The sequence below is a fragment of the Holosporales bacterium genome (assembly GCA_031263535.1).
GTDB lineage: Bacteria > Pseudomonadota > Alphaproteobacteria > UBA3830 > JAIRWN01 > JAIRWN01.
The window spans coordinates 1-25,816 of sequence record JAISFO010000007.1 but is presented as its reverse complement, the minus strand read 5'-3'; the positions used below and the strand labels follow the sequence as shown (position 1 = coordinate 25,816).

The window sequence follows — 25,816 nt, the reverse complement described above, 5'->3', positions numbered from 1 at the left end:
AATCCTCTTTTGAAAGTACCAAACTGTATACAACCCATCATAGACTTTTGCAACCCCATTTCCCGATAATGCTGTACAAACCTAGCTACAGTGCTGATTGCCTTGTTTTCACTCACTCTACCACCTAAACTCATCACACAGATATGTTGGCAAAAAGCCGTATTTAGCCTGCATTTTGTCAAACCACAGCGCCCCTAACGTCTTTTCAAGTTCTCTGGCTGACAAGCCGGTTTTTACAAGAGTTGAATCTATAGCAGCATTTTTAGCGCCTAAAATATCGGTATCCATAGAGTCGCCAATCATCACACGTTTTGGCCCTAACCCGAGTGCATCTAAGCGTTCGAATACTCTGTCATAAACAGATTTATAAGGTTTGCCATAAAACCTGGCTTCCCCACCAAGCTCGTTAGTATATTTGTCGGCGAAAAAGCCAGCGCAGAGTATCTTTGTACGTCCGCGTAAAGCGATTCTATCCCCGTTTAAACAAAACATAGGTAATTTTCTAGAAGCAGCTTTGTGCAAAACTTCCATGATCTCAGCGTCAGAGTCGCCTTCTTCTATATTAGAGGAAATTGCTATTGCATCTGCTTGCATAACATCGTCTGTAAGTTGTATTGCGGTATCACTGAATGGGCTTTTATTGGTGCCAAAGGAGAGATGATATAGCCTTTTGCTGGGATCGGCGGCAAAAAAGTTCAAAATAGCCGTTATAGCCGCGTCACCAGACGTTTGTATAAAAGTTAAGCACGAGGTGTCTAACCTACTGTCAGCAAGAAACTTATATATAAGCGATTCTGATCTGGACGCATTGGTTAAAAGTGCTATGTGCTTGCTGCGAGCCTTTATTTTTTGTAGGCAATCATTGACAGTTGGAAATACGCTAAGTCCATCATACAACACGCCCCACACATCAAGTATGAAAACATCATAACTGTCGCAAATATCACGGACGCCACTGATGGTTTTCACTTTGAGCTCCTTGGGATTGGAATGTATGGGCTGGAGGCTAGCATGAATTCACTTTTTGCTCAAAAACTGTTTTATAAGGCGGTTCTTGTCTGGCGATGAAAGCAAGCTGTAAAACATTTGCCGCTCTAAAGCCATACCTTGAGTAAGTGTTGTTTCTTGCGCTGCTTTTATGGCCTGTTTTGCCATGATCAGTGCCGACCTTGGATTGGCGCTGATCTTTTTCGCCATATCAAGCGCGCTTGAGATTAATTTAGAACACGGGACTGTTTTGGCCGTTATCCCATATTCAAGCGCTTGGGCAGAGTTGATAAACTCGCCTGTCATGCACATAACGCTCGCCATCTGGCGTCCTATAAGCCTGGTAAGTCTTTGGGTCGCACCCAGGCCGGGAATTATACCGAACTTTATCTCTGGTTGGCCGAATACGGTGGTATCGCTTGATATTATAATGTCACACATAAGCGCAAGTTCTAGCCCGGCGCCTAAGGTATAGCCTGATACTGCGGCTATGACAGGGACTCTGCATTCGGACAGTTGTCCCCATTCTTTGCTTATAAAATCATTGGCAACAGCCTGCTGAAAGTCCATCTTTAAGGCTTCTTTTAAGTCCAATCCGACAGAGAAAGCCTTATCCGTTCCGGTGACTACAATGGCTTTTATGTTGGGATTTTTCTCTAAGCTGCAAAGGCTGCTGTTAAGCTTTTCGATTAATGCCTGATTAACTGCATTAAGGTGCGGGAAATCCAGCCTGATCAGGGCAGTGCTGCCGGATATCTCCGTCGTCAGGTAAGCACTCATTATCACCAATCTACCTACGAACAGAAGTAGATTAGTCCAGGCTTGTTAAAAAGGAGTTAAGCCATTACCTCAATGGCCATATCGTGTTGAGATAAAACAGAAACTGTGTAATAAAGAGCGAGCCTTTTAGTGTTTGTAAGGAGTGGTAGCGGATGTTATACGAAACAAAGTTAAGCGCTGCGTCGCAAAAAATCGTAGAGGCTCTGGCTCCATCGGAAAATTTTACGTACGAAACACTTAAGGCCATGTACGACAACCTGAAAGCAGGCGGCCACAGCATAGATATTACCAGGCAGATTGCTAATCAGTTTTTCATTGATCACACTTGCGAAAAAGCGCCTGTCGAAGAGGTAAAAGACTTTTGCGTCAAAGACGTAAACGAGAATCATGAAGTCCCTGTTCGCCTGTATTCCATCGGTAGTAGTGACGACGTTTTAATGTTTATCCATGGCGGAGGCTATATACAAGGCAACTTGGAAACTCATGACAGTCTTTGCAGGCGGTTGGCCAATGCCCTTAAAGTCAATGTATTGTCGGTGGGTTACAGACTGGCGCCAGAAACTTTGTTTCCCGCCCAGCTCGATGATTTGTTAGGTGCATATATATGGTGTGCGAATAAAGCAGGTAAAAACTCAAAACTAATCATTGCGGGCGACAGTGCCGGTGGAAATCTGTGTGCCGCATTATGTTTAAAGCTGCACGATGTTTTGTACGACAGAAAGCCTGATGCGCAAATTTTGTTTTACGCATCGCTGACGAACAATTTTGAATCGCCTTCTTTCAATGTCTTTAGGCGTGGTTATGGACTTACCGTAGATTGGATAAAGTACTATATATACCTGTACACTGGCGAAAAGTTAAACAATCCTGAACTCTCTAATAACAAGTACTTATATCCAGGCCTGGCTGAGGACGCCAGCGTATTCCCAAAAACGGTCGTTGTTTCTGCTAGCTGCGATGTTCTACTGGACGGACAGCTGGAATTTATCAGCAAACTTGAAAGCGCCAATGTGCCTGTTCAGCACATAAACGTAGATGGGGCTGTGCACAGCTTTATGAACTACAGCAGAGAGTTTGTGGATGAAGTGCCTAAAGTCTTATCTCAGATTTCGCAGTGGTTAGAAAAACAACTTGGTTAGTCAGTTCGGCTGATTTTATTTCTAAGCGAAGCGATCAGCTTTCTTATAGTGGCCAAGGGCTTCTGAGCGAATGATGGTATTTTGCTGGCCTTTTGCCAATTTAATTTTCTACTAGACCAGGCTGTATCGATGGCCTCTGTGAACAGCCAAGTTTGGGCTTGATTGAATCTGGGAACCGAAAAGCGCTCTGGGCGGTTGATAAGGTCTTCATAAGCATGTACGTAGTGCTGTATCATTTGTGCATCAGACCAATGCTTTTCCATCCATTCGCGGGAATAAGCTCCCAAATACCCTCTCAGCGGTTTATCTTCCACCAAACGTTTTAGTGCGGCGCTTAGATCTTCTAGTTGAGTATTCACAATCGGTATTTGCGAAATAGCGCCAGTCACTTCATAGATTGTGGAAATTGTTCTGTTATCTAGATACGCAAGGGTCGGTTTGCCCTGAGATAGGCCCTCCAGCGTCGATAAGTGATAGCTTCCAGTTACAACTTCATCAATCACAACGTCAGATGCTTGCTTTTTGGAGAGGGTTTCCAGGTGCGGACGACGAGATATGCATTCAAATTCAAAATGAAGTTTTTTTTGCTGCTTTTCGACGATTTTAATGGTTTCAAACGCACCTTTAGTATTCCATCGACTTTCCCATGCGGACCTCATACTGGTGGGCGAGAAGAAGATTCTACACGACGCGTTGGGGGCTTTGGCCGTACTTGGCAGATAATCCTGGTCAAAAATTGGAACTATATTTGGGACGATACGGGCGCGTGGATAGTATCTTTCGTGAAACTGAGCCAGCACAAGCTGAGCAACCGAATCATTGATTATTTCATGCTGACTGACTCCCCAGGTTTTGGCAAGTTTGCCCGGTTCCGTGTGAAATTGACGGATTAAGCGCTGACCTTTTTTAAGATATCGGTTGAAATCTAGGCCAAATTTATTTTGGCTTAGGTCAATCCAGTTATGCAGATGAATGATATCTGCCGTTTCCAGCAGTTTCAGGATTTCTGATTGATTTTCTGGCCACAGCAGGTCCTCTTGAAACACCCGGGTTTTATAAGCCAAGGCGTCCAGATTAACGAACCGAGCCTTTACCGTCGTGTGTTTGTTTAATGCGTTGACAATTCTGATTGGCGAGCCCGCAAGCGGAGTGTATGAAAAATGCAGTACGCTTAGCCTACTCACACTGCACCGGTTCATCCTCATCTTCGCCAAATTCGTTTAGCTTGATGGCAGATACGACTTTTTCGTTAGGATCTATCCTGAATACAATCACACCTCTGGTGTTACGTCCGGTTATGCGTATGTCAGTGACAGCCGAGCGGATAAGCTTGCCCTGATCAGTGATCAACATGATATGATCATCGTCGTTTACCGGGAATGTAGCAACAACGCAACCGTTTTTCGAACTTACCTCAATGTTCTTAATACCCTGAACACCGCGACTTGTCGTCCTGTAAGCATAAGACGAAGTGCGTTTGCCGAACCCACGCTCAGTAACGGTAAGGATCGACTGATCATTGGCCAGCATCAGGTCGATTTTATCCTTAGGCGTAGCGATTTCCGGTTCGTGGTCTGATTCGTTTTCCAAGTCGCCTTCAACCCGCCTGGACCAGTTGTAATATCTGATATAGTCGTCCCTTTCCTCTGTTGTAGCGGGAAAACTGTTAATAATGGTCATAGATATCACATGATCGTCTTTTTTAAGCCTAACGCCTCGTACGCCATTGGAACTGTGGCCAGCAAATACCCTTAATGCGTCAATTGGGAACCTTACGCACATGCCCTTATAAGTGGCCAACATCACATCAACATTGTCCTTGCAAGCGGCTACAGATATTAATTGCTCACCTTCATCAAGCTTCATGGCGATTCTGCCGTTAGTCCTGATTTTCAAGAAATCCGCCATCTTATTCCTGCGGACATTTCCTTTAGAAGTTGCAAAAACTATGTTTAGACTTCCCCAGCAATCCTCGTCCTTAGGGAGTACCAAAACGGTGGATATTGTCTCACCCTCGGACAATGGGAACATGTTAACCATGGCTTTACCGCGCGACTGAAGCGTTCCTTGTGGCAAAGTATAAGCCTTGGCTTGATACACGATACCTTTGGATGAGAAAAACAAAACCGGCGTATGTGTGTTGGCAAGGAAGATATCCTGGGCAAAATCCTCATCACGCATGGCGATACCGGCGCGACCTTTGCCTCCTCGTTTCTGAAGCTTATATTGCGCAAGCGGCACGCGTTTTATATATCCAGCCTCGCTGACGGTTATCACCACATCTTCGCGTTCGATCAGGTCTTCGTCATCAATATCTATCTCGCCCTCTTCGATAGAAGTTCTGCGCTTATCAGCAAAACTGTCCTTTATTAAGGTTAATTCGTCTTTGATAATCTGGGTAATCCTGACCGGCGATGCCAAAATATCCAGAAGGTCAGCGATACTTTTGATTAAGGCCTTCAGCTCGTCATCAATTTTTGTACGCTCTAATCCCGTCAATCTTTGCAGTCTGAGGTCTAGGATCGCCTGGGCTTGACGCTCAGTAAGCTGACAAATGCCGTTCTCGACAACATTTCCAGCGTCATCGATTAATTTGATAAGGTCCAAAACATCAATTACTGACCACTTTCGCGATAACAGGCGTTGCTTGGCGTCTTGGGCGTCTTGGCTGCTTTTGATAAGGTTTACAACCTCGTCGATGTTGGCAACCGCAAGGGCCAGACCGATAAGCAGATGAGCACGCTCTCTGGCTTTATTAAGCTCAAACTGCGTACGTCGAATAACAACTTCTCGCCTGAAGCCCAAGAAGGCCACCAGCACTTCTTTAAGCCCCATCTGGACAGGCAGCCCATTATGCAAAGCCAGCATATTGACGCCAAATGATACCTGAAGCTGCGTATGCCGGTACAACTGATTCAAAATCACATCTGGCGAGGCGTCTCTTTTAAGCTCTATAACCACCCTAACGCCTTCGCGGTCAGATTCGTCGCGCAGATCCGATATGCCCTCTATCGTTTTATCGTTAACTATTTCGGCTATGTGCTCTACTAGGCGGGCTTTGTTAACTTGATACGGAATTTCGGTTGCGACTATCGCAAACTTGCCGCTTCTAATCTCTTCAACATGGGTTTTGGACCTGACCATAACTGCGCCGCGCCCACAGGTGAAATAGCTGTATATTCCACTGCGACCAATTATTGATGCGCCTGTTGGAAAATCCGGCCCAGGAATCACCTTCATAAGCTCACTAATATCAATGTCTGGGTTATCAATTACCGCATGACAAGCATCAATCACTTCACCCAAGTTATGCGTTGGGATATTCGTTGCCATACCAACCGCGATACCACCTGCGCCATTTACCAACAGGTTTGGAAACCTGGCCGGCATTAATTTAGGCTCGACCGTAGATCCGTCGTAGTTTGGCTGAAAATCGACTGTGTCGAAGTCAAGGTCCTCAAACACGCTGTGTGAGATTTTTGAAAGCCGCGCTTCTGTATAACGCATAGCAGCAGCAGAATCCCCGTCCATCGAGCCGAAGTTTCCCTGCCCATCAATAAGCGGAGAACGCATGGAAAAATCCTGCGCCATACGAACCATAGAGTCATAAATAGGCGCGTCGCCATGTGGGTGATACTTACCCATCACATCGCCGACTATTCTGGCGGACTTTCTGTACGGCTTGTTATAGTCGCAACCGCCTTCTTTCATTCCGTACAGGATTCTTCGGTGCACAGGCTTCAAGCCGTCGCGTACGTCAGGCAAAGCTCTTGCGACAATCACGCTCATCGCATAGTCGAGGTACGACCTCTTCATCTCAGCATCTAGCGGAGCTAAAGTAACGTCCTTATCTTCTGTTTCTGTTGCCAAAATGGTTCCTATAACATTCTAAAAGCCAAAGCGCTGAGATGCGAAGGCATTAAAATGGGATGTCGTCGTTAAGATCCTGAAAAGGATCGGGGCCACCGGATGCAACATCACCCGAAGAAGGCGCTGTAGAATCGCCCCCTTGAGACGCTCCAGCAGGTTTGCTGTCCAGCATAGTTATTTCCCCTCGAAAGTTTGAAATTACAACCTCTGTTGAATATCTGTCTACGCCTGAAGTGTCCTGCCATTTTCTTGTTTGCAATTGCCCTTCGACGAAAACCTTCGATCCTTTATGCAAATACTTTGAGGCAATTTCAGCAAGGTTTTGGTTGAAAATAACGACCCGATGCCATTCCGTCCTGTCCTTGCGCTCACCAGTAGCCTTGTCCTTCCAGCTTTCTGACGTTGCAAGCCTTAAGCTGGCAATCTTGGCACCATCCTGACTTACGCGAATCTCAGGATCGCCGCCTAAATTGCCGATTAACATAACTTTATTCAAACTACCTGCCATAATTAACTCCTAGGCGTTAAAATCACAAAAAACATACATACGCTTACCTTTAAGCGGCTTTAAGAGCGCCTTCCAAATGTTGAAAAGCCGTACCCTCATCTAAGTCTTCTATTGCCGCATACTCGCCGACCAGACGCTCTAAGGACAATTGATACATCAAACGCTCGCTGTAAGACTGTTTGCCGCCAATGCTGGAGCGAAACAGATCCCTGACAACCTCTGCTATCTGAACTACATCGCCTGAGTTTATTTTGGATTCGTACTTAACAGCCCGGCGACTCCAAAGCATACGATTGATCTTGCCTGGCTCTTCCAGAACCTGCACAGCCTTCTGCATCTGCTCGCGTGAGCACAGTGGCCTAAGCCCTACTGAGCCAGCCTTGCTCACCGGTACCCTAAGCTTCATGCTGTCCTTGTCGAAGGATATAACAAGAAGCTCTAGGATAGTTTCGTCTATGGCTTGTTTTTCGATATCGACTATTTTTCCAACGCCATGAGCTGGATAAACTACCGATTGTCCGACCGAAAAACGCTTATTGCTAGCTGCCAAATTACCACCTTATTCAGAAAAGACTTTCTACTGGTTCATTAGAACACATTCTGCTATCCTTTTCAAGGCTTGTGAAGTAAGTTGCGCTTAAAATTTTCTTAGATTTTTGAGGGCATTATGGCGGATGAAAGCACGCAAATAGAAAGGACCTCGGTTGAATCGTTCGATTCCATGCTGGGGCAGGTTATACCCGTGCTGGACCATGGTTTTATCCGTGTAATAGACTATATGGGCGACGATACCTCTATTGTTCAGGCTGCCCGGGTCTCTTACGGTAAGGGAACCAAGCAATCAAAGCAGGACGCCGGGCTAATCGATTATCTCATGCGCAATGACCACACCTCACCGTTTGAGATGTGTGAGATTAAGCTGCACATCAAAATGCCGCTGTTTGTCGCTCGACAATGGCTTCGCCACCGAACCGCCAGCGTTAATGAATATTCTGCTCGATATTCCGTTTTAAACGACGATTTTTACGTACCTGATACAAGCCGTATATGCGCACAGTCTCAGTCCAACAAACAAACCAGCGGAGAAGCTCTACCTTTGGACGTAACCAAGCAAATTATTGATACTATTAAGTCGGTTTCAAGACTCGCTCATGATAAGTATAAAGAGTTGATTGACATAGGCTTAGTCAGGGAGGTTGCTCGCAGCATTATACCTTTGAACACCTATACCGAAATGTACTGGAAGATTGACCTGCACAACTTACTAAGGTTTGTAAGGCTTAGAAACTCTCCTCATGCGCAATACGAAATACGGGTTTACGCCGAAAAGATTCAAGAGCTCCTTAAGGCCTGGGTACCGCTGGTTTACGAGTCATTTATAAAACATAAGATGCATATCAGCGACAAGTTAACCTAATTTTTACTAAAATTATGTTATTTCGGCTTGGTAACGTTTGAGAGTTGTGGTATAATACTTGTGTTATGAAAAGAGTTAGTTACACCACTTGGTTAAAAACAGCTGCCGCCATCGCTCTTGCCTTTACGGTTGAGGATGGGATGTCGGCTGCTCCTCGTGATGTAAATTTAGTTTCAGTTGAGCAGGTTCGTGACGCCCAAAATAAGCCAAAAGGTAAGAAGTATGACAGATTTGGATTATCGTGGCTGGGCGCAACCAGTACGTCCGAAAAGGACGAGAGAGGTATGCTTATAGGCAGCGATATTTCAATAAGAGTTACTCCATCAAACGACCGTATGACGTTCTTGGACGATAGACAATCAAGAGATTTAAAGCTGCAAGGCGGATCGATTGTCTCTAAACTTATTTTCCCTGTTGGCCCGCATATTTCGACCTCCATCGGTGCGGATACTGAATTTGTAAGATTGGACACTGCAGATCCTCAGATTAACTCATTACACAGCAGAAATCGGCTAAGATACGGACCTAATGTAGGGGTAGGGCTGTCTTTTGGGCCATGGACAGTCAAAGCGTCTTATTCACGCATGTTTCCATTTAAAAAGGGAGACGGTTTGCCTTCGCCGGATCGCAATCTGCGGCGCGGAGAAAACAAGTTTGGCCTGTCTGTGTTGATGGGATTCTAAAAAGCCTTCAGCGTATTTTTACCGCATAACTGTTGCATTATTTCAACAGTATTATTCTCAGCCTTATCAGCAGTAATATAAGTCGTCTATGATACTGTCTTATGATGAATAGTCTAGATATCACCCTGTTTGAAAACGACCTCCCGGTTGGGCTTGACCTTGGGGATGAGATAGCCATAGATACCGAGGCTATGGGGCTTAACATACACAATGACAGGCTGTGTCTTGTGCAGATTGCCACCAGCGCCGGCAAGTGTTTTCTGATAAAAATCGGCAGTCCAGCCAAACCGGCCTCCAATCTTACCGAGGTCTTGCGTTCGCAGAAAATTACCAAAATCTTTCATTTTGCTCGCTTTGATGTAGCTTTGCTCAGTAAAACCTTTGCTGTCCCGGTCAATAACATATTCTGCACTAAGATTGCTTCGAAGTTGGCCAGGACTTTTTCAAGTAAGCACGGTCTTAAAGATCTGTGCCCCGATCTGCTTGGCGTTGAGCTGTCAAAGCAAGAGCAAACCTCAGATTGGGGAGAGAATAAATTAACCGAAGAGCAGCTGAAGTATGCTGCCAGCGATGTATTGTATCTGCATCGGCTTAAAGCGAAATTGCTAAAAATGCTGATACGCGAGGGCAGGGATAAGCTAGCCTACGATTGCTTCAAAAACCTCAGCACAATCGCTGAGTTAGATATATTAAGCATAAATCCAGACGCTTTATTTTCTCACTAAGGTCATGTATCGAAACTCGCTGTACCTGAAGCTTTAAGCGCTGCTCAGCGGCTGTATTTTCGATTTATTTTCTGAAAAACTTGACAATAAGCTGTAAATGTTGTATACTATTTCCTATTCAGCAGAGATGTTTAGAATGTTCTGTACGATTGAAGCTTTAAGGAAAGAATGCGACGAGAGCGCCATGAGTGCCTCGTGCTTTGCTTCTAGTGCAGTTGCTCTGTATCCGTACTATCGGCCTTCCAGCCGATAATATTTTAACAAACACTTTTATCACATCGTACGGCCTAGCTTACTAGCAGGTATTTGCAATGTTTACACGATTACATAAAACACGGATATGGAGCTTAGTTATGAAAAAAATTTTAATAGTTGTCGCGGCAGTCGTCGTATTTGCCGCAGTATTTTGGAGCGCGAAATCAAAGGATGATCTGCCGATTGTGGCCATTGTAAATTATGGCCCGCTTAAGGATCTGGAGATTTCTATCCAAGGAATTAAAGATGAGTTGGCAAGCAACGGATTTATCGACGGTAAGACGATTAAGATTGAAATCGCCGATATAGCGTTCGATCACTCTTTAATCCCGCAGACCGTCCTCAATTTGAGAAACCATAACCCTAAGGTGATGGTTGTGATATCAACGCCTATTGCCCAGTTTGCGAAGGGAAAGATTCGCGACATACCGCTGGTTTTTCATGCGATTACGGATCCTGTGGCTGCAGGACTGCTAAAAGACAAATTACGCTCAGAGGATAACATTACCGGAAGTTCTGACCGGCAAGATTTGCATTTACTGCTCACCCTCGCTAAACAGATATTTCCGCAAGCAAAAACGATTGGGCTTTTATGTCTTACATCCGACAGCAACGACACCGCTTTGTTGGCGATGATGAAGAAGGCGGCGCAAGCTTTTGGCCTGTCTGTCTTGGCAATTCCTGTAGATCAAGTACGCGATATTCCGGTTCGTATACAGAAGTTCAGCGGAGCGGTCGACTTTATCTATGTTGGCGCCAGCGGTCTTCACGCAGCTATGCCGACCATTGCCGCTGAGGCGCAAAAGATGAATATCCCAGTTTTCGATTCAGAAGATCAATCGGTCAGAAGCGGCCTAGCTTTGGCAAGCTTTGGCGTGAACTATGAGTCTGTTGGCAGAAACGCCGGTCAACTTGTTGCCAAACTGCTGAAAGGCGCGTCTGTTCAAAGCCTCCCGCCCGTTTTCCCAAAAACTGAAGACCATAAATGTTTCGTCAATAAAAAGCTGGCAGAGAGGTTTGGGATTCAGGTTCCGGAAAACGCCACCGTCGTGGAGTGACAGAAATGCCGAAAATGCCGCGTTAAATAAATTAAGCGTCTATGTTGGTGGCGTAAAGTGCGTTTTCCTGTATAAAGGCTTTGCGCGGACCAACTATATCGCCCATAAGCATAGAAAACGTATCGTCAATCTGCTCGTACTGCTCGTTACCGATGGACACCCTGTAAAGCGAACGAGCGTTTGGGTCAAGAGTCGTCTCCCAAAGTTGCTCTGCGTCCATTTCCCCAAGCCCCTTATAGCGTTGAATACCAAGCCCCTTTCTTGCTTCAGACATGAACGCATCGAACAACTTGATCGGCGATGAGACAACAGTTTCTTTATCACGCATGGATAGGACAGCTGGATAATCTAGCATCTCGTGCAGTTCATCGGCCAATTTACCAAGGATCTTAACCTCCGTTCTGTCTGGATTGTCCAATGGAATCTGATAGTGACCACTTACTCCACGCTCGGTACGCGTAACGTTGATACCTCCACCGGCGCTTTCTGCTGCCGACCAAGTTGCACTGTCAAGCGCATTAAGTTTGTCAGACAAGGCCTCAAGGTAATTTGCGGGTCGCAGGTCGCTGAACAATCCTGCAAACGAGGCTTGCTCTATCACATCAGCCAAACAGTTTGAAAAATACGGCGCCAAAACCGCTTGCTTAAATTTAGAGATTGTCTTCAGCAGTCCCTTCAGGACCTCTCCTGCAAAGCTGTGGCCAGACTTTTTTCCAGTTACAACTGCATCTAAGGCAATATCGAATAAATAATCGTCCAAAGCATGTTCATCCTTAAGGTACACTTGAGAATTGCCACGTTTAACTTTATAAAGCGGCGGCCTGGCGATATAGAGGTATCCTTGCTCAACCACCTCGCGCATATGGCGATAGAAAAACGTAAGCAGCAGCGTACGTATGTGGCTTCCATCTACATCGGCATCGGTCATTATTATGATTTTGTGATAGCGAAGTTTGCCGACATCAAAGTCACTTGCGCCAATCCCGGTCCCAAGTGCGGAAATCAGCGTGGTTATCTCAGCCGAGCTTAGCATTTTATCAAACCTAGCTCGCTCAACGTTAAGAATTTTTCCTCGTAAAGGTAGAATCGCCTGGAATTTACGGTCTCGACCTTGTTTGGCCGAGCCTCCGGCGCTGTCTCCCTCAACTATAAACAACTCGCTTTCGGCTGGGTCTTTGCTTTGGCAATCGGCCAACTTACCTGGCAAAGTAGCCAATTCCAGCGCGCTTTTCCTACGTGTCAGCTCACGCGCTTTTCTTGCGGCCTCACGGGCAGTAGACGCCTCGATAATCTTGCCAACAACCCGCTTAGCATCGGCGGGATTTTCCTCTAGCCACTCAGACAACTTATCGCCGACTATACCCTCAACGACCACCCTGACCTCAGACGAAACCAGCTTATCTTTGGTCTGGGACGAGAATTTTGGATTAGGCGCCTTCACCGATAAAACGCCGGTCAACCCTTCCCTAGCATCATCGCCTATGAAGTTAATCTTGTCCTTTTTGGCCCCAGCGACTGTAAGCAAATACGCGCCTATGGTTCTGGTAAGCGCATTCCTAAACCCAGCAAGGTGAGTGCCGCCGTCACGTTGCGGAATAGTATTAGTGTAACAGCACATATTCTCGTGATAGCTGTCATTCCACTCAAGCGCCAAGTCGACCAAGATATCGTTCCTCTCGCCAAGTATATGAATGGGATCCTTTTGCAATGGAGTTTTATTGCGGTCGAGATGCTTAACAAACGCTACGATTCCGCCGTCGTACAGCATTTTGGTACCTTCGCGTTTATCTTCAGACCGCTCGTCCTTAAGGTCTATCGCGATGCCAGAGTTAAGAAACGCAAGCTCTCTTAAACGTCGCTCAACAATCGAGTAATCAAAAATTACATTGGTAAATACCTCTGACGACGGCCAAAACCTTACCGCAGTCCCTCTGCGCTCAATTGACTCGCTTACTACACGAAGAGGGGCCTCTGCATTGCCGTCAATGAAGCGAATAAAATGCTCTTTACCGTCGCGCCAAACGGTCAATTCAAGCTTGCTGGACAACGCATTCACCACAGATACACCTACGCCGTGCAAACCGCCAGAAATTTTGTAAGAGTTTTGGTCAAACTTACCGCCAGCATGCAGCTTCGTCATGATGACTTCGGCGGCAGAAACGCCTTCTTCTGCGTGTATATCGACCGGCATCCCCCTTCCGTCGTCGCAAACCGATACTGACCCGTCAACATGCAAGGTAATTTCTATATTCTTGCAGTGGCCTGCTAAAGCCTCATCTATAGAGTTATCGACGACTTCAAAGATCATGTGATGCAGGCCAGTCCCATCATCGGTATCCCCGATGTACATACCAGGGCGCTTTCTTACAGCCTCTAGGCCACGAAGAACCTTAATGGAACCCGCATCGTAATTTTCGTCAGTCATAACATCCTTTTAAAGCAAGAGATTCGCCCGATTTAAGTTAGCTACCACCCCCTGTACACAGGCCATATTATGGCCTCTGCGCGTTATAAAGTAAATGTTATAATTACGAAAGGTTATAAAAATCGCCTGGATTCAGGTGTGTCACGATCTGTTAGGGTTGGGTATCTTTAAAGGCTTGAAGGCCCGTGCCGGATTAAAATACCCACCCTAACCTAATTGTGTCAGGTCTTGCTCTGCAAGACGTTTGGTTGCCTAAGCCCCAGAAAAGACGGCCATTCAGTCTAAACTTAGCGTCGTTCCCATCCGACGAGCAGGGGCTTTAAATCTGGCATTCTGCAGATCTGTTCGCACCAGATCTATGCATCTTTGTAAGAACTGGTCGAACGGTCCGTGGGACGCAACTAATCCATTCCACTGCGCTGCTTGTTGTCGTAAACTAGGCTCTTGTCCTGCTAAAGACACTGCTTGCGTCAATAAACCTACGCTCATTGATTTTCCGGTTTTTGCTCGTACCCTATTACATTCTTTTTGCCATAATATCAAGTCTGTTTCAGCTTTTCCCAAACTAGCAATTTCTTTTTCCTTTACCGTTGGTAATACTTCTGTTTGAAACATTTGCAGCAAGCTTAAAGAGTCCTGTAACCCTAATGTAAGTTGATTTTTAGCGATTATATTTCTAGGTCTCTTCAATTGCTCCGTACTAAGCTGCTGTAACAAACCAACAAGCTCCGGACGTCTACCATGCCTAAGTACGATCGGCAGTGTACTAGGTTCTGCAAAAATTGTGCCCAGATCATTGACAGTAAGCTTTACCTTATCGCAATTTAATAAAACATGCAGACTGTCAACGAACTCTTGTTCTTGTGGGCTTTGTTGCATTTTTCTAATTACCATTACAATAGGACTCTGATCTAAAAACATTATGCTAGTGTCTATGTAGGGCAATCCCAGCAAATATTGTAAATCTGGGGTAGAATTTAATGCGGCAAAAAACAAAGGAGGCATAACCTCTACATCAACATCTCCGACTTTCGCAGTTCTTTGCACATTAACAACGTCAGGCCCACCGTATTCAACAGACATTTTCAGTATATCTTCTACAGGATTCTTCTCCCCAGGGTATTTCGGCTCCCAGATTGTCTTGGCTCGAATTGCAGCCGTCAACCAAGAAAGCACGTGATAACTTATGCTTCCATTTCTTGACGCTGTAGGCCAGTCTGAATTAAAGTGGCTGATACCCGTCTTTGCATCTTCCTCAACAACAATATTCACCCCGATTAGGTTGGGACTTAGGCCATCTAGCATTAACCTAAATACTGCGGGATTGTGATTAACTATCCCTGCAACAACCAAAGGGGGATAATAATCTTTGCCTTGACTTTGCCTAATAACAGGGTGCATTTCAGCAACAAGAAGTGGACGTTGTAACAACGCTTTTCGAGATAAATTATGCATACACGCCATTCCTGGATAAGCAAAAGGAGCAGTTACAAGACAATTTAAAAGCGTATGTGCATTAAAATCCGTTAAATTGCCGTGAAAAACTGACAGAAATTGTCTTGCTTTATTATTCCAGAATTCTATTGTCTCTTTTCCTGTGATGCCTATGAAGTGAGTATTTTCGATGATCTGCCTCTCTCTTTCTTGCTCACGAGTAGTTGCCGCAAATTCCATCTCATTTAGCTGCTCTGGAGTTAAAGGCTTTTGGCTACTTTCATAGGCAACGAATAAATCATCGTCTTCTCTGAAAAAAAATCTTGGAGCGCCGCTACTTACCACTCTTGGAAGTGGCTTTAACTCAGACTGAAATTCGGCTCTACCGTCCTGACTAGAGTAAAATGTTGCCATTCTAAATCCTCTTTTATAAGGCCGAAACACTATAAGTAAATCCATTGGCGTGCTTACAAAATCATCACGATCAGCTTCAGAGCCAGACACAGGAACAAAAGCAGGAACTCCAGACACGAGAATTCCTACCTTCTTTATATCTGGCGGATCATCATCACTAGGAAACAGGAATCCGTATTGACACTCATGTGTTGATACTGTTCTTGAAAGGACTGACATTATTAAAGTATCATCACTGGCGATCTTTCTTTTTTCAAATAGACTAACTGCAAACTCACCATCACCTTGCAATGTCCCAAATACGTCGAACACAGCACGATTCTTTCCTCTTATACACGACTTAACAAAATTTTTATTAATACCGTCAAAAAAAACGGGCAACTTCTGGATTTAAAGCGGCGACTTCTTCGTGGAGCAGTTCGTTTAACGTAACGTTTATTGAAGGTAAATGTCCTCTGCCCGTAGCGTGCCCAGCTCTACCAATAGACATATCAATAGCCAACGGTCGTCCACCTAATGCGGGAGAAAATAAATCATATAGCTCAAAGCCAGCTTTTGCCTTTATGCTCTCTGGCGTTTCCATCCTCTGTTGCGCAAGTGTAGACGAACTTTTTGTTCTCAAGCCACCCCTTGGCCTTGACCCTTGTGCAGGTGCAATTGACTGCAGAAGAACGCATCCCAATATAGCTATATGGCAAAAAGACTTATTCATGGTCAAACTCTATTAAAGTGATAATATACCCCTAATATAGATACTTTTTTTGCCTTTTGCAACATTTTATATATTGAAGCGAAAGTGAATGATATCGCCGTCTTTCAGGATATATTCTTTGCCTTCAAGACGAACTTTACCTGCGTTTTTAGATGGCAACTCGCCGCCAAGTGATACATAATCATCATAAGCAACAGTTTCTGCGCAGATGAACCCACGTTGGAAATCAGTATGAATGACGCCGGCCGCTTCCGGTGCCTTGGCCCCTCGCTTTATGGTCCACGCTCGCGATTCTTTCTCTCCGGCGGTGAAGAACGTTATCAAATCAAGCAACTGATACCCTTCATGTATCATACGCGACAACCCGGCTTCAGTCAGGCCAATGGACGCAAGATATTCACGCCTTTCGTTATCGTCGCTCAAAAGTGCGATTTCGGCCTCTATAGCCGCGGAAACGATGACGACTCTACTGTTTTCTTTTTTGGCTAACTCCGCAACTTGTTCTGTAAACTTATTCCCGGACAAAATCTCGTCTTCTGGGACGTTACATACATAAAGCACGGGCTTGCTGGTCAATAGCTGCAAACCATTAAACAACTTGGTTTCTTCCGGATCGTCCAAAACAATTTTTCTGGCTGGGATCGATTTGGCTAAGCTGTCGATTGCCCTGTTCACCAGGCTTAAGGTTAGACCAATCTCTGGCCCTTTGTCTATGCGATGCTTTTTTTCCAAAGCGGTTTGACGTTTTTGCAGACTGTCGAGGTCGGCGAGCATCAGCTCTGTCTCGACTATCTCGGCGTCACGAATCGGATCGATTGAGCCTTCTACATGGGTGATATCATCATCCTCAAAGCACCGTAGAACGTGAAGAATAGCGTCTACTTCCCGAATATGCCCCAGGAACTGATTGCCAAGGCCTTCGCCCTCGCTGGCTTTTTTTACCAGTCCTGCGATATCCACAATTTCCAGCTGAGCGTTGATTTTCTTTGCTGAATGAGCCAGCTCGGCCAACTTATCAAGCCGCTGGTCAGGCACGTCAACTAAGCCGATATTGGGGTCGATCGTACAAAAAGGATAATTAGCTGCTTGGGCGGCCGCTGTTTGAGTAAGCGCATTAAACAATGTCGACTTGCCTACATTAGGCAGACCAACAATCCCGCAGTTTAGTCCCATAATTTACTTAGCCCCAACGGCCGTTTCTTTCACAACGCTGACCAGCGCAGGACGCAGCAATCGGTCATGAATAACATAGCCAGTCTGGAATACTTCCGCTATTTGCCCTGGCTTGATATCGGCATGCTCAACCTCAACCATGGCTTGGTGATGCGCTGGGTCAAAAGCGTCGCCAGGCGCGGCTTTTACTGGTTTAACGCCATGACGCTCAAGGGCGGCCATAAGTTCCTTTTCGGTCATCTTTATTCCCTCGATCAGGGTTTTACCGCCAGCGTCTCCAGCCGCGGCAAGCGCTCTTGAGAAATTGTCCAACACCGGCAGAAGGTCATGTGCAAATTTATTCAAGGAATATTTGATTAGGTCTTCTTTTTCGCGCTGAAAACGCTTCTGAAGGTTTTCATTTTCGGCCATAGCCCGCAGTAACGAGTCTTTCAGGCTTGACTGTTCTTCCCCAGATTCTACAGCTGCCGCAGCTTGCTCGTCCGTCATTTGCGCTTTTGTGTCATCATCGTATGCCTCACTAGCGCCCTCAGCGCCACTTGAGCGTCTTTCACTCATAATCGCCTCCTATTCTAGAACATTTTTTCTACTATTCGCGCCGTAAAGTCCACCAAAGGAATTATTCGGCCATAATTTATGCGTGAGGGGCCAACTACGCCGACTGCACCAATCATCTTTGACCCTGGCACTATGCATGGCGCAATCACAACCGAACAGCCAGATATATTAAAAAGCGAATTTTCTGACCCGATGAATATCTGCACCCCTTCGGCGGCAACCACCAGATCCAACAATTGCTTGATAGTCTCTCTAGTCTCAAGCGTGTTGAACAGCTGGCGCATTTGCTCCAGCTCATCGGCCTTTTGCACATTGTTCAGAAGGTTAGACCGACCCCGCACAATGTAGCATTCATTGTTATAACTTGTGTAAGACTTCACCGCCAGGCCGCTTTCCAGCACACGAATAGCCAGCTCGTTAAGGTGCTCTCTTTGCGCCTTTATGCCGTTTTGCACAAGCAGTTGCGCCTCAGTCAGCGTACGATCGGTAATTATATGGTTAAGGAAGTTGCTTGCTTCGCTTAGTATTGAAGGGGTTATCTCGGCTGGCGTCTCGATAATCCTGTTTTCAACCAAACCGTCTGAGGTAACAATGACGATCAAAGCTCGCCTGGGCGCAAGGTAAACAAACTCAATATGCTTAAGGTTTGAATCCCCTTTAGGGGCAATCACCAGACTGGCGCATTTGGTCAGGCCAGACAGACTGTGGGCAATTTCCTCTAGGATATCCGGAACCGACTTACCGATAACAAGCGTCTTATGCTCTATAGAGTCTCTTTCATCTAGGGTAAGATTGCCAACTTCAAGCAACGCATGAACAAACATCTGCAAGCCCTCATTGGTTGGAATCCTTCCGGCCGAAACATGAGGCGCGTACAGCAATCCTGCCTCTTCCAAATCCGACATAACGTTTCTTATGGTCGCTGGCGACAGAGGAATGCCAATATTCTTGGACAACGTCCTGGACCCTACAGGCTCGCCGGTTTCGATATACATGTCGACAAGGTGCTTGAACACCTCTTGTGCACGTTTGTCTATATCAGACAGACAGGCCATAAAACTCGTGACTTTATAAGCAGCGCAAGTATATACTCATCGTCAGCAAATATAAAGAGTAGGACAAGTCATGGCCCGCAGTAATCGAGGAGTGGCTGAGCTTAGGCCGATATCCTTCGAGCCAAATGTGATGAAGCATCCAGAAGGAAGCTGCCTTGTAAAGTTTGGCGATACTCATGTCATGTGTGCCGCCTCGGTTGAAGAAAAAGTGCCTGTATTCCTGAGGAATAAGGGGCAGGGATGGATCACGGCTGAATACTCTATGCTGCCCTGCTCGACAAATACCCGCATCGAAAGGGAGTCCGCTAAAGGAAAACTAACAGGCCGCACTCAAGAAATTCAAAGGCTGATTGGCCGGGCGCTTAGGTCCGCAGTTAATCTTAAAAGCCTAGGCGAAAGGCAAATACATATAGACTGCGACGTTATTCAGGCCGATGGAGGAACCAGAACCGCCTCAATCTGCGGCGGTTATGTTGCTCTGGCGCTGGCGTGCAGGAAATTGTTGGTCCAACATACCATTCGCCAACCACCCTTATTGGACAGTGTGGCTGCCGTCTCCTGCGGCATAGTGGGAAATGCTGCTTTGGTGGACTTGGATTATGAAGAGGACAGTAATGCTTATGTAGATGCCAATTTCGTTCTGACAGGAGCTGGAAAGCTTATAGAAGTTCAGGCAACCGGCGAAGGCGGTGCTTTCACAAGCGATCAAATGAATAATCTTCTGCTAATGGCCTCAACAGCCATTAAAGAGATAACAAGTAAGCAAATCGAAGTACTGTCGAAATTTTAAGACCTTGGATGGGGCCTAAATTAAATCTATCAGATGTGGTTTTGAGTTATGTCTGTTTGATTGCTTGCGTGTAATAAAAAGAGTGGACTTTCTTAGGTAAAAAACCCACTCTTATGGCTGTCAGAGGCTGATCATTACAACTGCTTACTCTGGAGATGCTCCTTCTTGTGGTAGGCTCTCTAACTCAGACATAATCTGAAGCAATTCAGGGTTACGGGAAGTTAGATCAGTCCAATGAAGGTCGAAATAACCGTTTCTGTCTTGCGCCTTGTTCAATTTGTATGCATGCCACAAGAGGCTGCGGTTTGAGTTGATCAGTTAAATCTGGCGACAGTTCATTCTGCAAGAAATGGAATTTATATGCCTGAACGATATCAGGTCCGGTTCCTTTATAACCAAATGTCCTGATAATATCGAAGTAGACTTCATCGGCCACTCGTCCCACATCCATCTGAACCGAAGGAGCAAAACCAGGGTGAAAACCAACAGAAAATCTGCTATAAGCACCGAACCAATCAAACATTGGGCCAACATCTATAGCTTTTACTGGACGTAAATCTGATTGCGTCAATACATCATAGTTGAAAGTACCATACATATTTTGAAGTCCCTTTATAAGCCTAGCAGTTGCGTCAAACTGCTCCTGAGGAAATGGATACCAAAAATGTGGATCTCCTGTATTTGCCGCGGCTCGCCAAAACCTTCGATCGGCTCAGGTTGGTCTCTACATCCTGGATGCAGCAGGTGTATGGTAACTGAAGAATAATTAAAACGGCTTTCACCAGCAAAGTCTGACTTTCCTAAAAGGTATGATATTATGATATGGCGCTATTTGGATTAACGAGACAGATAATCCGACCGTCTGGTAAAACAACGAAATGCGAAGAAGTACCATTAGTCCTGTGGCATCTTAGCAGCTCATCAAGTTCTGAGCAATGAGTGTAACGTAGTACTATATGATTCGCACTATCTGGATTCCAGTTTCTAGGAACCCTCGGATCCCCGTCTTTATGCATACAGCTTACTTCAGGACAAAGCCTATACATAACGCCATTCGTACATTGACTATTGTCCAAATGGCGATTTTCGATATCAAGCCCGGGCAAGCTAAAATCCGGCATATGAGATACGCTGTCTGCCGCAGATATAATGAACGCAAACAATAATATACATAAATTTTTCATAAAAACCTCGATAAATAACCAAATGTTTTATAGCACATTGTTTTATGGATAAAAATAATTATTTTTCTAATAGCTCGCCGCCCCAAAAATAAGGATTGTAAATATTTTAAGAATAAAATACTATCTGTCGGGAAGAAGATTTTTGGAGAGCATTATCTAGTGAGTATTGTCTACGTAAGAGACGGAAATCTTGAGCAAGCGATGCGTGCGCTTAAAAAAAAGATAAGTCTTGAAGGTGTGTTAAGAGAATGCCGTCGCCGCAGCTATTTCGAATGCCCGTCACAAGAGCGTGTACGTAAGAAAGCTGAGGCCATCCGTCGTACTCGAAAGATGCTCCGCAGACGTCAAGAAGTGAATGGGTTTTGAAGTTCTGAATACGTGACTTCAGTGTTTAAGATGTAATGTTGGCTAGGGCCTTTCCCCAAATTTCCTTAAACATCTAGATTCAGAGAATATTTTAAAACATTAGCTAATAAGTTCCAAATTTACTGCCAAATCGGCATTTCTGGATAGATCAGCAAGAGCTTAACAAGAGTAGGAAAAATATGGCAAAGTTTGTTGAGCTTACCAGAGCGGTTGACGGACGATAATAAACGCAATAAATACCTTATTAGCAGATCTTGATTTTATTGATCGATTAATAAGGGAGGGCAGGTTGTGGCTATACTTGGCAGGCGTTCGATACTGAAATACATGGACAAGGGCGATATAGTTATAACGCCTTTTAATCCCAATAATTTAGGCCTTATGCAGTATGATGTGACCCTTGGCGACGTTATATATCGGGTCAAGCATATCGGGGCGCTGAAGCAATGTTTTCAAAGTTTATTCAACAGAAATGGGTTTTGCATAGACCTTAGCAAACACAACAGCCAGGAAAGGTTCAAGAGGATCGAAGTAGATAACTCAGGGTTTATTATTGGTTCGGGAGAGGTTGTGCTGTCTTGTACGAGCGAGCTTATCGGCAGCAATTGCGCGAATATCGTGCCGATGCTAGAGACTCGGTCCACTTTGGCCAGGAATTTCGTTTTTTCTCATGTTTCGGCAGGGGTTGGTGACCCAGGATTTAAGGGTAGCTGGACATTAGAGCTTGTTAATTGCTTCCCCTACCCGATTAAACTTATCCCTGGTCAACGTGTATCCCAGGTCTTATTCCACTTTATCGACGAGCCCGATTACGATGCGCCGCTTTATAACCGCATATATAATAACCAAAAAGAGCCTTTGGTTCCGAAACTAATCTGATCAGGTCGTGGGTTGTGGAAAAGGTATATTTGGGCGGAATTTCTAAGCTCGCACTCACGAATTTTCGCTGCTATCAGTCGCTGCGGCTAGACAATCTCTCGCAAAATATTATTGTTTATGGTCAAAATGGCGCTGGCAAAACCAGCATACTTGAAGCAATCTCGATGCTGTCCGCTAGCCATGGCATCCGCGGCGCAATGCCAAGTGAAATCAAATGCTCAGACACTGTGGCGGATCAATGGGGTGTAGCCGCTCTGCTTGATACGCATAACGATCAAGTATCGATTGGCGTTGGTAATGCGCCAAGTTCCGATCAAAAAAACGCAAAAATAAATGGCAATCTAGTAAACATTGCGGAAATTGAAAAGTATTTATGGCTTCTGTGGATAACTCCGCAGATTGATAAAATCTTTATTGAGCAACTTAACGTTAAAAGGAAATTCTTTGACCATTTGGTTAAGGGATTAGAGCCTAAGCACCATATAAAATGTCTAACATACAAAAAAACCATTAGCGAAAGGATGAAAGCCTTACAAACAAACGTTGGTGATGAGGTTTGGCTAAGCACCATAGAGCACAAAATTGCAGAAACATCTTTTAGCATAGTAAAAGCGCGGGCCAGTTACTGCGAAAAGTTCAATGAAATTTCGCTGCAATATCCTGCAAACTTTCCCAAAATAGCTCTATCTTTGGAAGAAGATATTGAAGTTTCCGATTTATACACCGATACACTGATTGGCAAATTAAAGGCAAATCGCGAGAAGGATCGCATTACCGGTATTACTAACGCTGGTTCGCATCGTAACAATTGGAACGTAAGCTTTAGGAATAGGCCACTAAGATCCGAGAATTACTCTACCGGTGAGCAAAAAATAATGCTGACCTCTGTGATTCTTACGACGGCTAAGCTTTATACCGCCTGCCGCGCTGGTATGCCAATTCTATTGTTTGACGACACGATTGCTCATCTTGACGGTGATAACTGCAGGTTATTTTTTGAGGAAATAAGCAACATAGGCATTCAGACTTGGACAACCAGCACCACAAAGCCGTCGCTTTCACCTGATTTTCAGTATATCTACGTTAAGTCTGGTGTATGCATACAAGAGTAGCGAACCTTCTTTACTTCTACCTTATTCAGGATTGCCTGCATAAGTTTTAATCTCATAAAGCAAGACCGCGATGCATTTTACGCAGCGGCACCAGCGCGCAAACTTTTGTAATTAGAATTGAGAATATCTGCATGCATGGAAAAGCGGCAAAGATAAAATTATCTGCCTTAAGACGCATATCGTCTTGACGAGGCATATGGAGTCCGTTAAACCTTAGTCTGCTTTATATGGCGGGCGTAGCTCAATTGGTTAGAGCGCCAGATTGTGGTCCTGGAGGTCGTCGGTTCAATTCCGATCGCTCGCCCCACTGGGATTATCGCGTTCATGATCTGCTAAGCGATTTGTGAAAAGTCTATTCGAGTTAAACATAGCGCTGGTATCGATTTGGCTTTACTCAATTTAGTTTCAATAGCAAAATTAACAAAAATATTTGCTTTATCTGAAAAACTGTGATACCAACTTTGTTAATTAATCAATAAAATATTAGGACAATTATGCAAAAGTTTTTATATTACATCGTTGCTCTATGTTTATTCAGGGAAACGGCTCTTGCAACAATAGAGCGTCCTGACTTTTCAAATCCAACAACATCAACCGCTCTTGAAAACCTTTCCGAACACATGCGGTCCTCACTTATTAAATACTGCGGCGATATTCCGATTTCGGAAATGCACAAATTCGGCCAAGGAACTACTTCTGTTTATAAAGTTAGTTTGGCCGATGGAAGAATTTTTGTAATGAAAGATTCCAGAAAAAGCGAAGTGGCAAATAATCGTGTGGCACTTGAAAAACTTGAAGGGAGAGGTAATGAGCCTTTATGCCTAGAAGGTAAAGCAGAGCCATGGGGACGCTTTGTGACCATAACGCACTGTTTCCTGAATGGAGAATGGCAAGAGGTTAATGATCCAAAAGTGCCCAGTTTGCTTGATGAATATATTGATTACTCTTTTTTACAAGAAGACAGACAACGTAATGGCACGCCTATTCCGACCATTCAGCCTTTCTTCTCTGGCATAGGAGACCTTAGCCTTTTACCTCATGAAAAACAGGTAATGGCCATGAATCATTTAGCAGAAGCTGTTGTTTTTGCTGAACAATTTGGGATTGCTTTAGGTGACCTGCATCTCGATAATTATCTTTATGGTATTAATGGAGACATTGCTTTCATAGATCTAGATCCACATGGAAGCTATACAATTCCGTATTGTCTGATCAGCCCCTTAATATCGCCTAGATGCGGAGCACTAACAGACCTTGAAATGGTATGTCATTTGCTACGCAGTCTATTAGATTGCAGTGAAGCACATTCACCAATTTACACAAAAACTTTAGAATTTATAGAACAAGGATGGCAAGTTTCGCCATATTTTTTGAATCATTTTTTTAATGAAGCATGGCGTGAAGTAGGTTTTGCAGGAACGATTAGCGCTTGTTTTACCAAATTTGAAGGGCATCTCGCAAATACGCTAACAGAGCAAGGTTTGTTATTCAATATATTTGCATTTGAAAGGCATCCCACAAATACGTTCACAGAGCAACGTTTGTTATTAGATATATTTGCTCGCGCGGCGGCTAGCGCACAGCCAAATCAGCTTGCATCAAATTATATGGAGTCTTGTCTGTTTGATATAATGAAAGTATGTAAGTTTGGTACTGGGAAAGTATCTTATGGGGGTGCAGTTTTACTATGCGTGCCAAGGTATTTTGGGAATGAGTTTGCTCAGTTTGTAGCAGATGTAAGTCCGCTTCATTTTGCCTTATGGGTTAATTTCATGATGAATGAAATGGATACCGGTCGCAAGGGATATGACATGGATTTTATTGAGCTTACTTGGCGGTATATGCTAAGAGATCAAATACATATGGGGGTATTTGGACGGCATATTGGCAACCGCGCAAAAGAGTGGCAAAAAATGACCAAAGGTCCAGATAACCGGCGATATGGTGTGATGGTTGGTGAAGATTTATATTAAGATTAGGCTTTCATATAAGCAGACTTCTTCGCCTATTTAATAAATCCCAATCCTTGCGTTTCTAGACGCGTAACGGGTGGTAAGGGGTCATGGCCTGCACATCCCTTACCTTAGCCTGACGAACTACAATGCAAGAGTTAGAGTATCAGCGTTGATTTCTTGGGTCGGTTTTATCGCGGGGTAGAGCAGCTCGGTAGCTCGTCAGGCTCATAATCAGTAGGTCGTTGGTTCAATTCCGACGCCCGGCACCATTGAAATTACTTAGTTTGCTGAAGGTTTTGTTTTTTTATAATTGTAGGGATATTGAAGATTTATCCCA

The 25,816-nt window shown here is 44.7% G+C and carries 25 protein-coding genes and 1 tRNA gene; 11 read left to right on the top strand and 15 right to left on the bottom strand.

Features of this window, described 5'->3' with window-relative positions; all coding sequences use genetic code 11:
• Positions 1–117 precede the first annotated feature (117 nt).
• Positions 118–969 (bottom strand): TIGR01459 family HAD-type hydrolase, encoded by an 852-nt coding sequence (locus tag LBL30_00715; protein ID MDR1031634.1) that lies wholly within the window; start codon positions 967–969, stop codon positions 118–120.
• Between the two features lie 48 nt (positions 970–1,017).
• Positions 1,018–1,767 carry an enoyl-CoA hydratase/isomerase family protein gene (locus LBL30_00710; GenBank protein ID MDR1031633.1) on the bottom strand — a complete coding sequence of 250 codons (750 nt, stop codon included), beginning with the start codon at positions 1,765–1,767 and terminating at the stop codon, positions 1,018–1,020.
• A gap of 152 nt (positions 1,768–1,919) precedes the next feature.
• Here LBL30_00710 and LBL30_00705 point away from each other — a divergent pair, with 152 nt between their 5' ends.
• Complete coding sequence (locus LBL30_00705) at positions 1,920–2,906, top strand: alpha/beta hydrolase (GenBank protein ID MDR1031632.1); 987 nt, start codon at positions 1,920–1,922, stop codon at positions 2,904–2,906.
• Here the strand turns inward: LBL30_00705 and LBL30_00700 are convergent.
• Genes LBL30_00700 through LBL30_00685 form a run of 4 tightly spaced genes read right to left on the bottom strand, consistent with a single transcriptional unit; the run spans position 2,903 to position 7,834 of the window.
• Positions 2,903–4,090, bottom strand: a complete 1,188-nt coding sequence (locus LBL30_00700; protein MDR1031631.1) for a hypothetical protein — start codon at positions 4,088–4,090, stop codon at positions 2,903–2,905. The genes LBL30_00705 and LBL30_00700 overlap by 4 nt on opposite strands.
• Positions 4,083–6,776 carry a DNA gyrase subunit A gene (gene gyrA / locus LBL30_00695; GenBank protein MDR1031630.1) on the bottom strand — a complete coding sequence of 898 codons (2,694 nt, stop codon included), beginning with the start codon at positions 6,774–6,776 and terminating at the stop codon, positions 4,083–4,085. The genes LBL30_00700 and gyrA overlap by 8 nt, the downstream gene beginning before the upstream one ends.
• Positions 6,777–6,825: 49 nt before the next feature.
• The gene (ssb, locus tag LBL30_00690) at positions 6,826–7,284 is read right to left on the bottom strand and encodes a single-stranded DNA-binding protein (protein ID MDR1031629.1); all 459 of its coding nucleotides are present in this window, start codon (positions 7,282–7,284) and stop codon (positions 6,826–6,828) included.
• A 49-nt stretch (positions 7,285–7,333) separates the two neighbouring features.
• A complete protein-coding gene (locus LBL30_00685) occupies positions 7,334–7,834 on the bottom strand; it encodes a CarD family transcriptional regulator (GenBank protein MDR1031628.1) in 501 nt (166 codons plus the stop codon).
• 117 nt (positions 7,835–7,951) lie between these two features.
• Here LBL30_00685 and thyX point away from each other — a divergent pair, with 117 nt between their 5' ends.
• From thyX to LBL30_00665, 4 genes are all read left to right on the top strand, one after another.
• The gene (gene thyX / locus LBL30_00680) at positions 7,952–8,701 is read left to right on the top strand and encodes an FAD-dependent thymidylate synthase (protein MDR1031627.1); all 750 of its coding nucleotides are present in this window, start codon (positions 7,952–7,954) and stop codon (positions 8,699–8,701) included.
• A gap of 65 nt (positions 8,702–8,766) precedes the next feature.
• Complete coding sequence (locus LBL30_00675) at positions 8,767–9,384, top strand: hypothetical protein (GenBank protein ID MDR1031626.1); 618 nt, start codon at positions 8,767–8,769, stop codon at positions 9,382–9,384.
• Positions 9,385–9,485: 101 nt separating this feature from the next.
• Positions 9,486–10,109: a ribonuclease D gene (locus LBL30_00670; protein MDR1031625.1), complete on the top strand. Its 624-nt coding sequence runs from the start codon at positions 9,486–9,488 to the stop codon at positions 10,107–10,109.
• Positions 10,110–10,462: 353 nt separating this feature from the next.
• Positions 10,463–11,422, top strand: coding sequence for an ABC transporter substrate-binding protein (locus tag LBL30_00665; GenBank protein MDR1031624.1), 960 nt, complete (start codon positions 10,463–10,465; stop codon positions 11,420–11,422).
• Positions 11,423–11,453: 31 nt separating this feature from the next.
• Here LBL30_00665 and gyrB read toward each other — a convergent pair whose 3' ends face one another.
• From gyrB to hrcA, 6 genes are all read right to left on the bottom strand, one after another.
• Positions 11,454–13,847: a DNA topoisomerase (ATP-hydrolyzing) subunit B gene (gene gyrB, locus LBL30_00660; GenBank protein MDR1031623.1), complete on the bottom strand. Its 2,394-nt coding sequence runs from the start codon at positions 13,845–13,847 to the stop codon at positions 11,454–11,456.
• Between the two features lie 276 nt (positions 13,848–14,123).
• Entirely contained in the window at positions 14,124–16,007 is a 1,884-nt protein-coding gene (locus tag LBL30_00655) for a hypothetical protein (protein ID MDR1031622.1), read from the bottom strand.
• 52 nt (positions 16,008–16,059) lie between these two features.
• Positions 16,060–16,278, bottom strand: coding sequence for a hypothetical protein (locus LBL30_00650; GenBank protein MDR1031621.1), 219 nt, complete (start codon positions 16,276–16,278; stop codon positions 16,060–16,062).
• 195 nt (positions 16,279–16,473) lie between these two features.
• Complete coding sequence (gene ychF / locus LBL30_00645; protein ID MDR1031620.1) at positions 16,474–17,580, bottom strand: redox-regulated ATPase YchF; 1,107 nt, start codon at positions 17,578–17,580, stop codon at positions 16,474–16,476.
• A 3-nt stretch (positions 17,581–17,583) separates the two neighbouring features.
• On the bottom strand, positions 17,584–18,138 hold the full coding sequence (grpE, locus tag LBL30_00640) for a nucleotide exchange factor GrpE (GenBank protein ID MDR1031619.1): 555 nt from the start codon (positions 18,136–18,138) through the stop codon (positions 17,584–17,586).
• A gap of 14 nt (positions 18,139–18,152) precedes the next feature.
• Positions 18,153–19,193, bottom strand: a complete 1,041-nt coding sequence (gene hrcA, locus LBL30_00635) for a heat-inducible transcriptional repressor HrcA (protein MDR1031618.1) — start codon at positions 19,191–19,193, stop codon at positions 18,153–18,155.
• A gap of 70 nt (positions 19,194–19,263) precedes the next feature.
• On the opposite strand from hrcA, the gene rph reads away from it, so the two are divergent.
• Positions 19,264–19,983 (top strand): ribonuclease PH, encoded by a 720-nt coding sequence (rph, locus tag LBL30_00630; GenBank protein ID MDR1031617.1) that lies wholly within the window; start codon positions 19,264–19,266, stop codon positions 19,981–19,983.
• A 226-nt stretch (positions 19,984–20,209) separates the two neighbouring features.
• Here the strand turns inward: rph and LBL30_00625 are convergent, their stop codons facing one another.
• Positions 20,210–20,581 carry a hypothetical protein gene (locus LBL30_00625; protein ID MDR1031616.1) on the bottom strand — a complete coding sequence of 124 codons (372 nt, stop codon included), beginning with the start codon at positions 20,579–20,581 and terminating at the stop codon, positions 20,210–20,212.
• Positions 20,582–20,798: 217 nt separating this feature from the next.
• Positions 20,799–21,167 carry a hypothetical protein gene (locus LBL30_00620; GenBank protein ID MDR1031615.1) on the bottom strand — a complete coding sequence of 123 codons (369 nt, stop codon included), beginning with the start codon at positions 21,165–21,167 and terminating at the stop codon, positions 20,799–20,801.
• A gap of 159 nt (positions 21,168–21,326) precedes the next feature.
• Between LBL30_00620 and rpsU the strand changes: the two genes are divergently transcribed.
• The 3 genes from rpsU (at position 21,327) to LBL30_00605 (ending at position 23,524) form a co-directional block, all read left to right on the top strand.
• Entirely contained in the window at positions 21,327–21,533 is a 207-nt protein-coding gene (rpsU, locus tag LBL30_00615; GenBank protein ID MDR1031614.1) for a 30S ribosomal protein S21, read from the top strand.
• Positions 21,534–21,824: 291 nt separating this feature from the next.
• Complete coding sequence (dcd, locus tag LBL30_00610) at positions 21,825–22,412, top strand: dCTP deaminase (protein ID MDR1031613.1); 588 nt, start codon at positions 21,825–21,827, stop codon at positions 22,410–22,412.
• A 14-nt stretch (positions 22,413–22,426) separates the two neighbouring features.
• Positions 22,427–23,524, top strand: a complete 1,098-nt coding sequence (locus LBL30_00605; protein ID MDR1031612.1) for an AAA family ATPase — start codon at positions 22,427–22,429, stop codon at positions 23,522–23,524.
• Positions 23,525–23,576: 52 nt separating this feature from the next.
• Here the strand turns inward: LBL30_00605 and LBL30_00600 are convergent, their stop codons facing one another.
• The gene (locus tag LBL30_00600) at positions 23,577–23,720 is read right to left on the bottom strand and encodes a hypothetical protein (GenBank protein MDR1031611.1); all 144 of its coding nucleotides are present in this window, start codon (positions 23,718–23,720) and stop codon (positions 23,577–23,579) included.
• 34 nt (positions 23,721–23,754) lie between these two features.
• On the opposite strand from LBL30_00600, the gene LBL30_00595 reads away from it, so the two are divergent.
• Both LBL30_00595 and LBL30_00590 read left to right on the top strand, forming a co-directional pair.
• Positions 23,755–23,831: transfer RNA gene (locus tag LBL30_00595), tRNA-His, on the top strand.
• Between the two features lie 187 nt (positions 23,832–24,018).
• Entirely contained in the window at positions 24,019–25,497 is a 1,479-nt protein-coding gene (locus LBL30_00590) for a hypothetical protein (protein ID MDR1031610.1), read from the top strand.
• The last annotated feature ends 319 nt before the right edge of the window (positions 25,498–25,816 follow it).